Here is a 13339-nt window from a genome sequence, read left to right on the forward strand (position 1 = left end):
GCAAGGCGCCGCACTACCTTAGCGAAAGTGATTCGACGCGATCCGCGCATGCTCGCCCGGACCGTCGTCCGAACCTTGGCGATGCAGTCGTGTCTTTCAGCAACGTCGGATGTTTCCGAGCGCCAACACAGAGAAAGCTGATGTAACGAGCCATCTCGTTGAGCTGTTACAACCGTCTGCTATGCTGATCGGCCATTGAGGTGTGTGCCGTCGTTCGGGGCTTCCGGGCGATTTGCCGCGTTGCAGCAATCCGATAAAAAAGAACGTCGTCCGTATCGGACGAATCCGCCAACTACTCCGCTGTTAAGAGGAAGTCATGACCGAGCACGGTCCCCACGGTTCCGACAAGCCGAACGGTTCAGAGCGTTCACCTGCCCCGCAGGTGCCGCCGACACCACCGGTTTCGTCATCTCCCGCGCCGTCGCGCAAGCGTCGCTGGCTCGTGCCGGGCGTCATCGGGCTGATCGTCGTGCTCATCGCCGGGGGTGTTTACTACCGCCTGCATTCGCAGAACGCGCAGGGCCCGGCGCAAGCTGGCGGACGCCGTGGCGGGCCGCCGGGCGGCGTGCCTGGCGCGGGCGGACCGGCCACGCCGGTCACTGCCGTCGAGGCGAAAACCGGGGATCTGCCGGTATTCCTCAACGGACTGGGTACTGTGACCCCGACGCGTAGCGTCACCGTGCATTCGCGGGTAGACGGCCAGCTCATGAAGGTGCATTTCAAGGAAGGCGATATCGTCAAAGCCGGGCAGTTGCTCGCCGAGATCGACCCGCGTCCGTTCCAGGTGCAGGTCACGCAGATGGAGGGCCAACTGGCGCGCGATCAGGCGCTGCTCAAGAACGCCCAGCTTGACCTCGCCCGATACGAGACCCTGCTCAAGCAGGACTCGATCGCCACGCAGACGGTCGATACGCAGCGTGCCCTCGTCAAGCAGTACGAAGGGACGGTCAAGTCCGATCAGGGCCAGCTCGACAACGCCCGCCTGCAACTGACCTATGCGAGCGTCACGGCGCCGGTGTCCGGTCTTGCGGGCCTGCGGCAGGTGGATCCGGGCAACATCATCCACGCGTCGGATACCAACGGTATCGTCATCATCAACGAAGTCACGCCGATCACGGTCGTGTACACGATTCCGGAAGACAACCTGCCCAAGGTCGTCAAACGCACGCGCGGCGGGGAAACGCTGCCTGTCGAGGCTTTCGACCGGGCGGGCAAGATCAAGCTGGCCGCGGGCAAGCTCGCGTCCATCGACAACCAGATCGATACGACGACGGGCACGGTGAAGCTCAAGGCCGAGTTCGCCAATGCCGACGGCATGCTGTTCCCGAACCAGTTCGTCAACGTGAAGATGCTCGTGGACACGCTCAAGGGCGCCACTTTGATTCCGACGGCCGCCGTGCAGCGCGGCACGCAAGGCAGCTTCGTCTATACCGTGCAGCCGGATCAGACCGTCAAACTCAAGACGGTGAAAGTCGGTCCGACCGACGGCACCAACATGGCGGTCGAGTCGGGCATTGCGCCGGGCGAGAAGCTGGTGATCGACGGCATGGACAAGCTGCGTGACGGCGCCAAGGTCGAAGTGATCACGGCGGAGAGCCGTGCGGCGGCCGTCGCGCCGCATGCGCCGGGTGAGAAGCGCAACGGCAACGGTGGCGGACACCGTCGTCAGGCGCAATAAAGGGGGCCCAGGGCGCTCGCCGAAGTCGCAACACCGATGCTGACGCGCCCTTTGACCCTGCTGTCCCGCTTACGTATCGCCACGCCCCAAAGAGACGCCCTTCGACGTAGCCAATGAATCCGTCCCGCCAGTTTATTCTTCGACCGGTCGCCACATCGTTGCTGATGCTGGCGATCCTGCTTGCCGGCTTCGTCGCCTACCGGCTGTTGCCGCTCTCGGCATTGCCGGAAGTCGACTATCCGACCATTCAGGTGGTCACGCTGTATCCGGGCGCGAGCCCGGATGTGATGACCTCGTCGGTGACCGCGCCGCTGGAGCGTCAGTTCGGGCAGATGCCGGGGCTCAATCAGATGTCGTCGACGAGTTCGGGCGGCGCATCGGTGATCACGTTGCAGTTCTCGCTCGATCTCGGGCTCGACGTTGCCGAACAGGAGGTGCAGGCCGCGATCAACAGCGCCAGCAACCTGTTGCCGAGCGATTTGCCGATGCCGCCGATCTACAACAAGGTCAACCCGGCGGACACCCCGATTCTGACGCTGGCGATCATGTCGAAGACCATGCCGCTGCCGAAGCTTCAGGATCTGGTCGACACGCGCGTCGCGCAGAAGATATCGCAGTTGCCGGGCATCGGTCTGGTCAGTATTTCGGGCGGACAGCGTCCGGCCGTGCGCATTCAGGTCAATCCCCGTGCCATCACATCGTACGGATTGAATATCGAAGACGTGCGCACGTCCATTGCGGCGGCCAACGTCAATCAGGCGAAGGGTAGTTTCGACGGCCCGCTGCGCGCGTCGACCATCGATGCCAACGATCAACTGGCGTCCGCCGACGAGTATCGGAACCTTGTGATTGCGTACAAGAACGGTGGTCCGATCCGTCTGTCCGATATTGGCGACGTGATCGACGGTGCGGAAAACACCAAGCTCGCCGCATGGGCCGACACCACGCCGGCGATCGTGCTCAACGTGCAGCGTCAGCCGGGCGCGAACGTGATCGAGACCGTCAACAAGGTCAAGGCGTTGCTGCCGCAGTTGCAGGCGGCGCTGCCGGGCAGTATCGACGTGCAGTTGCTGACCGATCGCACGACGACGATTCGCGCGTCCGTCTCCGACGTGCAATTCGAACTGATTCTCGCCGTCGCCCTGGTGGTGATGGTGATCTTCCTGTTCCTGCGTAACGTTTCGGCGACCATCATTCCCAGCGTAGCGGTGCCGCTCTCGCTGGTCGGCACTTTCGGTGTCATGTATCTCGCCGGGTTTTCGATCAACAACCTGACGCTCATGGCGCTGACCATCGCGACAGGCTTCGTGGTCGACGATGCCATCGTGATGATCGAGAACATCGCCCGTTACATGGAACAGGGCGAGAAACCGTTGCAGGCCGCGCTCAAGGGCGCCGAGCAGATCGGCTTTACGATCATTTCGCTGACGTTCTCGCTGATTGCCGTGCTGATTCCGTTGCTGTTCATGGGCGATGTGGTCGGGCGGCTGTTCCGGGAATTTGCCATCACGCTGGCGGTGTCGATTCTGATTTCGGCGGTGGTGTCGCTGACGCTGACGCCGATGATGTGCGCCAAACTGCTGCGTCATGTGCCGGAAGAGAAGCAGGGCAAGTTCTACCGGAAGACCGGCGAGATGTTCGATCGCATCATCGCGAAGTACGGCGAGTGGCTGACGTGGGTGCTCGATCGTCAACGCGCGACGTTGCTCGTCGCACTTGGCACGCTGGTGCTGACCGTGCTGCTGTATCTGTGGGTGCCCAAAGGTTTCTTCCCGGTGCAGGACACAGGGGTGATTCAGGGCATTTCCGAAGCGCCGCAGTCGATTTCGTTCGCCGCGATGGGCGAGCGTCAGCAAGCGCTGGTGGCTGCCGTGCTCAAGGATCCGGCAGTGCAGTCGGTGTCGTCGTTCATCGGCGTGGACGGTGTGAACGCCACGCTTAACAGCGGACGTCTGCTCATCAATCTGAAGGACAAGGAAACGCGCGGGCTCGACGCGTCGGAGGTGATCCGCCGTATCCAGCCCGAGGTCGCCAAGGTGCCGGGCATCGCCCTCTACATGCAGCCGGTGCAGGATCTGACGATCGAAGACCGCATCAGTCGCACGCAGTATCAGTTCACGTTGCAGGACCCGAGTCTGGACACGCTGGGCGTGTGGGTGCCGAAGCTGGTCGACAAGCTGCAACATGTGCCGCAACTGGCCGATGTGACGAGCGATTTGCAGGTCAACGGACTGCAAGCCTATGTGGACATCGATCGCGATACGGCGAGCCGATTGGGCGTGACGCCGGCGGCTGTCGATCAGACGCTTTACAGCGCTTTCGGACAACGTCTGATTTCCACCATCTACACGCAGGCCTCGCAGTACCGCGTGGTGCTGGAGGTGGCTGACGACTTCCAGCGAGGACCGGACGCCCTCAAGGGCATCTACGTCGCTTCGACGTCCGGCGTGCAGGTGCCGCTCACGTCGTTCGCGAAGATCGTCGAGAAGCCGACCCCGCTGGCCATCAACCATCAGGCGCAATTCCCGGCCGCGACGATCTCGTTCAATCTGGCGAAAGGCGCGTCGCTCGGCGATGCGGTGAAGGCGATTACGGAGGCCGAGCAGTCCATCGGTCTGCCGGTGAGCACGCAGACGACGTTTCAGGGGGCGGCGCAGGCCTTCCAGGCCTCGCTCTCGAACACGCTGTGGCTGATTCTCGCGGCGGTCGTGACGATGTATATCGTGCTCGGCGTGCTTTACGAGAGCTACATTCACCCGATCACGATTCTCTCGACGTTGCCGTCCGCCGGGGTGGGGGCATTGCTTGCGCTCATGGTCTCGGGGAACGACATCAGCATCATCGCGATCATCGGCATCATCCTGCTGATCGGTATCGTGAAGAAGAACGCGATCATGATGATCGACTTCGCGCTCGAAGCGGAGCGCGAGCATGGCATGGCGCCGCGCGAAGCCATCTATCAGGCGTGTCTGCTGCGTTTTCGCCCGATTTTGATGACGACGATGGCCGCCGTGCTGGGCGCGTTGCCGCTGATGCTCGGCTCGGGCGTCGGTTCGGAGTTGCGTCAGCCGCTCGGTATCACGATGGTCGGCGGTCTGATGGTCAGTCAGGTGCTGACGCTGTTCACCACGCCGGTGATCTACCTGTGGTTCGATCGCTGGGCGCTGCGTGCGCGTGCCTGGCGTGAGCGACGCTTCGGCCCGTCGGATGACGCGTCGCACGGCGACCACGGTGACCACGACGATCGGGGCGGCCCGGGCGGCGGTAGCGCCGGTCCTGCGGTCACGACGGACGGCCCGGTACGATGAACCTGTCAGCCGTCTTCATCAAGCGCTCCGTCGCGACCGTCCTGCTCACCATCGGGGTGACGCTGGCGGGTATCGTCGCCTTCGGGTTGCTGCCGGTCTCGCCGCTGCCGCAGGTCGATTTTCCGACCATCTCCGTGTCGGCGTCGCTGCCCGGCGCAAGCCCGGAAACGATGGCGGCGAGTGTGGCGACGCCGTTGGAGCGTTCGCTCGGGCGTATCGCCGGCGTGACGGAAATGACGTCGAACAGCTCGCTCGGCTCGACCCGCATCACGCTGCAATTCGATCTCTCGCGTGACATCAACGGTGCGGCACGCGACGTGCAGGCCGCGATCAATGCGGCGCGCAGTCTGCTGCCGACGGGGCTGCCGAGCAATCCGACCTATCGTAAGGTGAACCCGGCCAGTGCACCGGTAATGATCATTGCGCTCACGTCGGAGAGCATGACGCGCGGGCAGATGTATGACGCGGCGTCCACGATTCTCGCGCAGAAGATTTCGCAACTCGAAGGCGTGGGTGACGTGACCGTGGGCGGCAGCTCGTTGCCGGCGGTGCGCGTCGAACTCAATCCGACGGCGCTCAACAAGTACCAGATCCCGCTGGAGACGGTACGTACGGCGATTCAGGCCGTCAACGCGAATCGTCCGAAGGGCGCGCTCGAAGAGGGGGAGCGTCGCTGGCAGATTCTGGCGAACGATCAGGCGAAGACGGCCAAGGAATACCTGCCCGTCATCATCAGTTATCAGGACGGCCGGCCGGTACGCCTGTCCGACATCGCGGACGTGGTCGATTCGGTTCAGGATCTGCGCAACGCCGGTTCGGCCAACGGCAAGCCGTCGGTGCTGCTGATCATTACGACGCAGCCCGGCGCGAACATCATCCAGACGGTCGACGGCATCAACAAGATTCTGCCGAACCTGCGTGCGTCGATTCCGGCGGCCATCAACCTCGATGTTGTGATGGACCGCACGCCGACCATTCGCGCGTCGCTGCGGGAGGTCGAGCGCACGCTGCTGATTTCGATCGGGCTCGTGATCATGGTCGTGTTCCTGTTCCTGCGGAACTGGCGCGCCACCCTGATTCCGAGCGTGGCGGTGCCGGTCTCTCTGATCGGCACGTTCGGGGTGATGTATCTGTGCGGCTTCAGTCTGGATAACCTGTCGCTCATGGCGCTCACCATTGCGACCGGTTTCGTGGTCGACGACGCGATCGTCGTGCTGGAGAACATCTCACGGCATATCGAAGAAGGGCTGAGTCCCTTCGCGGCGGCGCTCAAAGGGACACGCGAAGTCGGCTTTACCGTGCTGTCGATGAGTATTTCACTGGTGGCCGTGTTCATTCCGCTGCTGTTGATGGGCGGCATTGTCGGACGGTTGTTCCGCGAGTTTGCCGTCACGCTGTCGGCGGCCATCATGGTCTCGCTGGTCGTCTCGCTGACCACGACACCGATGATGTGTGCGCGTTTGCTTAAGGGAAAGCCGGCGCCGGGTGTGCCGGTGGGCACGGCACCACTCGCGCCGGAGCCGCCAAAGCGGCCCTCCATCTGGACACGCCTGGGCGAGCGGACCGAGCGCATGTTCGAGGCGATGCTGCGCGAGTACGAACGCTCGCTCGCGTGGGCGTTGCGTCACGGGCCGCTCATGCTGCTGATTCTGCTGGCGACGATTTGCCTGAACGTCTGGCTCTACATGGTCGTGCCGAAGGGGTTCTTCCCGCAGCAGGACACGGGGCGGATGATCGGTTTCATTCAGGCCGATCAGGCGATCTCGTTCCAGGCGATGGAGAAGAAGCTCGCAGACTTCATCAAGATCGTGCAGGCGGACCCCGATGTCGCGACGGTGACCGGCTTTACCGGCGGCTCCAACCGTAACGGCGGGTCGATGTTCGTCACGCTCAAACCGCTGGGCGAGCGCAAGCTCACGGCCGATCAGGTGATTGCACGCCTGCGGGGAAAACTGGCGAGAGAGCCGGGCGCCATGCTCTATCTGCAATCGGTGCAGGACATTCGCGTCGGCGGGCGATCGAGCAATGCGCAGTACCAGTACACCTTGCAGGCGGACGACCTTCAGCAACTGCGCGAGTGGGAACCGAAGGTGCGCAATGCGATTTCCCGTCTGCCGAATCTGGCCGATGTGAATACGGACCAGCAGGACAAGGGCTTGCAGACGACGCTGGACATCGATCGCGATCAGGCGTCGCGCCTCGGGCTGACGATGAGCCAGATTGACAACGTGCTCAACGACGCGTTCGGGCAGCGGCAGGTCTCGACCATCTACAACCCGCTCAACCAGTACAAGGTCGTCATGGAAGTGGCGCCCCAGTGGTGGCAGAGCCCGGAGTCGCTCAAGGATATCTATGTAGTGACGTCTGCGGGTGCGCAAGTGCCGCTCTCGGCATTCGCGCGGTATCGTCCCACGAACACGGCGCTGGGCGTATCGCATCAGGGGCAGTTCGCGGCGAGCACGATTTCGTTCAACTTGCCGGCAGGCGTGTCGCTGTCGCAGGCGCAGGCGTCGATCAACGACGCCGTCGGCCGGTTGGGCATGCCGACGTCGGTGCAGGGCAGCTTCCAGGGTACGGCGCAGGCGTTCCAGTCGGCGTTGTCGTCACAGCCGATTCTGATTCTGACGGCGTTGCTTACGGTGTACATCGTGCTCGGCGTGCTCTATGAGAGCTATATCCATCCGCTCACGATTTTGTCGACGTTGCCGTCCGCAGGGGTGGGGGCACTGCTCGCGCTGCTGCTCTTCAACACCGAATTCAGCATCATCGCCTTGATCGGCGTGATTCTGCTGATCGGTATCGTGAAGAAGAACGCGATCATGATGATCGACTTCGCCCTGGAAGCGGAGCGGCGTCAGAATCTGCCGCCGCGCGAGGCGATCTTCAAGGCGTGCGTGCTGCGCTTCCGTCCGATCATGATGACGACGATGGCGGCCATGCTCGGGGCGATTCCTCTGGCGCTGGGCACTGGAGACGGCGCCGAGTTGCGCCAGCCGCTGGGGATTTCCATCGTGGGCGGCCTGCTCGTGAGCCAGGTGCTCACGCTCTATACGACGCCGGTGGTGTATCTGTATCTCGACCGTCTGCGTCTGCGTTGGGCGCGTTGGCGCGCGCGTGGCCAGAGCGGTCACAGCGATGTCGGGGAGGTGGGCCATGGTTGATGCGATACGCGATGTGCGCTCATCGCCGCTGTTCCTCTCATCCACGAGCGCCTGTTCGTCTTCCGAAACCTTTGTTGCGGCCGAAGGGCCGATGTGTGCCATGTCCCGTACCCTGAATCGTCAAGTCTCCAGCGTTCGTTCCCAGGCAGCAGTCGCGGCGGGGCAAGAGAAAGGGCATGGGCGTGAAGCCGGCATGACGCCTCGTATGCGTCGCTCGGCGACCTTTCTCGCGGCGAGCGCGGTGTTGTGGCTCGGGGGCTGCGCGCTGGGGCCGGACTATGTTCGTCCGGAGATCGATACGCCCGCCGCATTCAAGGAAACCGGCGACTGGAAGCTGGCCGAGCCGAGCGACGCGGTGGCCAAGGGCGATTGGTGGGCCATCTATCAGGACCCGGTATTGACCGACCTGATGGCGCAAGTCGACATCAACAACCAGAACGTCAAGGTTGCCGAGGCCAACTATCGTCAGGCACTCGCGGTGGCGGGGCAGGCCCGGGCGGCTTTTTTCCCGACGATCGGCGCCGACGCGGGCCTCACACGCAGCAGCTCGCGGGTCAGTAACACGGCGGTGAGCGGATCCGGCGTCGGCGGCATCTCGAACAGCTACAGCCTGTCAGGCACGGCAAGCTGGGAACTGGACCTGTGGGGGAGCGTACGCCGCTCGGTCGAAGCGGGGAATGCCAGTGCCGAGGCGAGTGCCGCAGATCTGGCGAATGCCCGCCTGTCGGCGCAGGCGCTGCTCGCTCAGAATTACTTCGACCTTCGCGTGACGGACGCCCAGAAGGCGTTGCTTGACCGCACCGTTACGGCGTATGAGCAGACGCTCAAGCTCACGCAGAATCAGTATGCCGTCGGTGTCGCGCAGCGCTCGGACGTGATTCAGGCGCAGACGCAATTGCAGCAGGCGCAGGCGTCGTCGCTCGATATCGAGGTGACGCGCGCGCAGCTGGAGCACGCAATCGCCCTGCTCGTGGGCAAGGCGCCCGCTGTCTTCTCGCTGGCACCTTCGCCATTGCGTGCGGCATTGCCGCCGGTGCCGGTCAGTCTGCCGTCGCAATTGCTGGAGCGACGCCCCGACATCGCGTCCGCCGAGCGCTCGGTGGTAGCGGCCAATGCAAAGATCGGCGTGGCCAAGGCCGCGTTTTTCCCGACGCTTTCGCTGTCGGCGACGGGCGGTTTCCAGAGCAACAGCTTTGCGGACTGGCTGACGCTGCCGAGCCGCTTCTGGTCGGTTGGCCCGGCGCTCGCGGCGACACTCTTCGACGGCGGGCTGCGCCGTGCGCAGACCGATGCGGCCATCGCGGCATACGATGCGCAGGTCGCCACGTACCGTCAGACCGTGCTCACGGCGTTCCAGGCGGTCGAAGACAACCTGGCCGCCCTGAACTATCTGGGACGTGAGGCGGCTGTGCAGAATCAGGCGGTGCAGTCGTCGCGAGAAGCCGCGCAACTCATCCTCAACCAGTACAAAGCCGGTACCGTCGGATTCCAGAATGTGCTCACGGCCCAGGCCACGGCATACACCACGGAACGTACCGCGCTGACGATCCTCGGCCGTCAGTTCACGGCGAATGTGTTGCTCGTCACGGCACTTGGCGGTGGCTGGCACGGACTGCCGCACGAGGGCGGAGCATCGAGCGGAGCCGCGGCGGATGCGGCGAATACGGCGCCTGTAGGCGTTGCTTCCGGTGCGAGCGCGCAGGAATAACTACGCATATTCCGAGGCGCAGAGCGGCTCGATCATCAAATCCAGCGGCGGTGTTTAAGGTATTTCTGACTTTCACGATCAGAATGCCGGAAACCCGCGCTGCGAATCCTCCGAATGCCGGTGACGCGAGTAGCACAAACTCCGTCGCTGCGCGTCTGTGCAATTTCATCTCTACGCGAGTCCCGTCAAGCAGTTAGGGTGCAGTATCCGCTCTATCGGGCAGCATGCGGGCTTTCTGGCCGTTGACCACACCGCGTGGCAAGCGAGCCGCTTGGGCATGACTATGTGACGTTTCCCATTCGATTGGCATCGCCCCTTTTTGCCAGAATGGACCCGCTTCGTTGTGACGGCCGGCGCGAAGCACCGCGTACGCGCGCGGTCACCACGGTCAGCCGGATGACGAATAGAAAAGGGGGCAGGGATGACGATCAATGTCGTGGTCGCAGACGACCATCCGATTGTGCGCTTTGGCATACGACGTCTGCTCGAAGAGCGGGAAATGATCCATCTGGTCGGGGAGGCCGGCAATTCGTCGGAATTGGTCAATTTGCTGGCCAAATCGCCGTGCGACATTCTCGTGACCGACTTCTCCATGCCGGGCGGGAATTTCAAGGACGGGCTTTTTCTCATCGGCTACGTCCGCCGATACTTCCCGCACATCAAGATCATCGTGGTGACGATGCTGGAGAATCTCGCGATTCTGCGCGGCATGCTCAAACTCGGGGTGCATTCGATTCTCTCGAAACTCGATGAGCAGAGTTCGATTGCCGATATCGTGTGCGTGGTCGCAGACGGCAGCCGTTACATTCCGGCCGGGCTGGCGACGCGCCTGCACGATTCCGTTGCCGACGATACCGAAATCGATGCGTCGAAACTCTCGGGACGTGAAGTCGAAGTCGTGCGGTTGTTCGTATCGGGGCTCACCATCAGCGAGATTGCGTTTCAGCTCAGCCGCAGCGTCAAGACCGTCAGTTCGCAGAAGACGAATGCGATGCGAAAGCTCGGACTGGATCGCGATGTCGACCTTTATCACTACGCCACGCGCACGGGGATTACCTGAGCCGTCGTTGGCCCGTCAGGCAAACCCGTCTGCGACCGATTGAGGCGGGGGAGAGATGGGGCGGGCGGGTTCCGGCGGACTTCGCTGGACTTCCCGCCGGCCTCACGCGGGCAAGCGAATCGCCCGCATGTCGCGCAGAATCAGCTCGCCCGCGCGCAGCATCTGCTTGAGTTGATGGACCACTTGCTTGATCTCCTGCACGTGAGCCTCGGCCGTGTCGGGTTGCTGCTCCTGCGCGACCACCAGTGCATCCAGACGCCGCGTGTAGTCGCGCATCGCCTCGGTCGCCGCCTGCGTGTCCGTCGGTACGGACGCCGCAGGCGCCGCAAGCGCCTGTGAGAGCAGATCGCTGATGGCAGCGACGACCTGCCCCAACTCGCCGCTCTTGTCCGCCGCAATCTGACGCGGCAAGACATCCGCCAGTCCGGTGATGTACGACGCCATCACATGGTTCTGCACCAGCAAATCGTTGAGTTCCGCCACGCAGACTTGCTTGGACTTCGGTTCGAGCATCATCCGCCGGAAAGCGGCACCGAAATTCCCGAAGGCAATGTGCATATCCTTACGCGCCAGGCGATAGGCCAGGCCGTCGCGTTTGCCGTCGAGACCGGCGCTGGATTCGAGATAGGTCCGCGTCGATTGCACGGCGTTGCGGATCAACGGCCCCATCAGGCGATATTCCCAATAAGGGAAGAGGTACGAGCACACCAGCGCGATCGCCGAACCGATCAGCGTGTCGATCGCGCGCTCGCCGATGACCGACAGCGATCCCGGCAGCAGGAAGTGGAACAGCAACAGCACATACGACGACATGAACACGACCGACAGGCCGTAGTTGAACAGCGACAGGCTGTTGCCCATCACCATGCAGAAGAACATGAGCGCCAGCAGAATCCACGCCTTGTGCACGAACGACAGAATGATCAGCACGCTCACGCAGCCGACGAGGGTGCCCGTCAGACGCTGGGCATTTTTCTGTTTGGTCAGGCTGAAGCCGGGCTTCAGAATCACGATGATCGTGAGCAAGACCCAATAGCTGTGGTCTTGTCCGGCGAGCAGCGACCAGTTTTCGCAGATGAGCAGGCCGGCCGAGATGGCGATCGTCACACGTAGCGCGTGCCGGAAGCTCGGCGAGGAAAAAGTCAGATTTTTCCACAGCAATTTAGGAGAAAAGCTCTGTCGCGACGTGAAGCGGACCAGGGCCTGGTCGATTTGCATCTCCGTGGCCGTGCCTGCGGTGCTCACGTTCGTGTTGCGGTGCATGCGCTCCACGATACGCGTGGTGCTCCACACGCGGCGGAAGGTGCTGGTGAGCGCTTGATAGGCCTCGGGCGAGCGTTGCTGGAGCGACTGCTTGCGCATGAGCTCGATCTCGTACTCGATAGCCCGGAACTCCGCGCGCCAGCTACGTTGTGCCCGCGACGGCTCGTTCGTGGCAATGGCATATCCGATGGCATCGACCTCGATGGCGATCTTGCGGATCATGTCGCGGAAGAACAGAAGCACGTCGTTATTCGCAAACTCCCGGCGCAGCATCGGGTAATCGGTATGCACCGACACCACCGTCTCATGCAGGTCGACGATGTTGATGAACAGATTGAACAGCATCGTGCGGCGCGGCTCCAGCGCCCCGATGCGCAGTCGCGGCAGATTGCGCAGGATGATTTCGCGCGCCGCCTGCTGCTTTTCCACGACGTTGACCTGTGCGGCAATCAGACGCCGATAGCAGTCGTCGATATCCGTCGACGTATCGTAGAAGGCCGCCTTGGCCTCCAGATATTCCGACGTGACGAAGAAGCACTCGGCGAGTGTCTGCTGTTCGATGCGAAACCACCAGATCCGGCAGACGAAAAGACTGAAATAGGTGTACCAAAGCCCGCCCGCGAGCACGGCGCCTGCGTCGAGCACCGCCTGATGGCGCGTGAGGTCGGCCTCGACATTGAGCACCATCATCATCAGGCAGGCGAAGCTGACCAGCGACGCACGAAAGCCATAGACCACGAGCATCGACAGCCCGAAGGTCAGAATCAGCGACGTGATCCATAGCTGCCACGGCTGTGCGGCGGTGGCCATGCCCGTGATCAGCACCGTCAGGGCGCCGAGCAGCGTGCAACTGAGCAGTTCGGTGTGCTTGTGACGCAGCGGCCCGTTGATGTCGACCACGCTCGCGCACAGCGCCCCCGAGGCGACCTCGATGCCGAGCAGGTGCTGGTCCATCCCCCAGAAGAGGACGAGCGCGGGCAGAATGACGCCGACTGCCTGCCGGGTGCCGCTGAAAAAGTAATGGCTATATAGGAACTTCTTGATATCGGTCTGGTAGTCCATGCGTCGGGTGCGAGGGTTCCGCAGCAAAGCCGGCCGCGCGACGGGTAGGGCGCGGCGCAGTGAGAGTCTAGCCGAAGCCCTGCGTGCCGCGAAGTGGGG

Annotated in this window: 6 protein-coding genes; 5 read left to right on the forward strand and 1 reads right to left on the reverse strand. The window is 62.9% G+C overall.

Annotation, left to right across the window (positions count from 1 at the left end):
* Positions 1-316 precede the first annotated feature (316 nt).
* The 5 genes from C5N93_RS09360 to C5N93_RS09380 all read left to right on the forward strand — a co-directional run bounded on the left by C5N93_RS09360 (position 317) and on the right by C5N93_RS09380 (position 10915).
* Positions 317-1678 (forward strand): MdtA/MuxA family multidrug efflux RND transporter periplasmic adaptor subunit, encoded by a 1362-nt coding sequence (locus C5N93_RS09360; protein ID WP_242559040.1) that lies wholly within the window; start codon positions 317-319, stop codon positions 1676-1678.
* Positions 1679-1791: 113 nt separating this feature from the next.
* Positions 1792-4986 carry an MdtB/MuxB family multidrug efflux RND transporter permease subunit gene (locus C5N93_RS09365; RefSeq protein ID WP_242559041.1) on the forward strand — a complete coding sequence of 1065 codons (3195 nt, stop codon included), beginning with the start codon at positions 1792-1794 and terminating at the stop codon, positions 4984-4986.
* Positions 4983-8147, forward strand: coding sequence for a multidrug efflux RND transporter permease subunit (locus C5N93_RS09370; protein WP_242559042.1), 3165 nt, complete (start codon positions 4983-4985; stop codon positions 8145-8147). Before C5N93_RS09365 ends, C5N93_RS09370 begins: the two co-directional genes overlap by 4 nt.
* 205 nt (positions 8148-8352) lie before the next feature.
* Entirely contained in the window at positions 8353-9855 is a 1503-nt protein-coding gene (locus tag C5N93_RS09375) for an efflux transporter outer membrane subunit (protein ID WP_242559065.1), read from the forward strand.
* Positions 9856-10276: 421 nt separating this feature from the next.
* On the forward strand, positions 10277-10915 hold the full coding sequence (locus C5N93_RS09380; protein WP_069341595.1) for a response regulator: 639 nt from the start codon (positions 10277-10279) through the stop codon (positions 10913-10915).
* Positions 10916-11017: 102 nt separating this feature from the next.
* Here the strand turns inward: C5N93_RS09380 and C5N93_RS09385 are convergent, their stop codons facing one another.
* Positions 11018-13240 (reverse strand): FUSC family protein, encoded by a 2223-nt coding sequence (locus C5N93_RS09385; RefSeq protein WP_069341596.1) that lies wholly within the window; start codon positions 13238-13240, stop codon positions 11018-11020.
* Positions 13241-13339: the final 99 nt, after the last annotated feature.

The sequence above is a fragment of the Pandoraea sp. LA3 genome (genome assembly GCF_022696215.1).
Taxonomy (GTDB): Bacteria; Pseudomonadota; Gammaproteobacteria; order Burkholderiales; family Burkholderiaceae; genus Pandoraea; species Pandoraea capi.

Bases quoted from the DNA above. Each gene is read 5' to 3' on its own strand.
- C5N93_RS09380 (WP_069341595.1), top strand. From the start codon at position 10,277: ATGACGATCAATGTCGTGGTCGCAGACGACCATCCGATTGTGCGCTTT.
- C5N93_RS09365 (WP_242559041.1), top strand. From the start codon at position 1,792: ATGAATCCGTCCCGCCAGTTTATTCTTCGACCGGTCGCCACATCGTTG.
- C5N93_RS09385 (WP_069341596.1), bottom strand. From the start codon at position 13,240: ATGGACTACCAGACCGATATCAAGAAGTTCCTATATAGCCATTACTTT.
- C5N93_RS09360 (WP_242559040.1), top strand. From the start codon at position 317: ATGACCGAGCACGGTCCCCACGGTTCCGACAAGCCGAACGGTTCAGAG.
- C5N93_RS09370 (WP_242559042.1), top strand. From the start codon at position 4,983: ATGAACCTGTCAGCCGTCTTCATCAAGCGCTCCGTCGCGACCGTCCTG.
- C5N93_RS09375 (WP_242559065.1), top strand. From the start codon at position 8,353: ATGCGTCGCTCGGCGACCTTTCTCGCGGCGAGCGCGGTGTTGTGGCTC.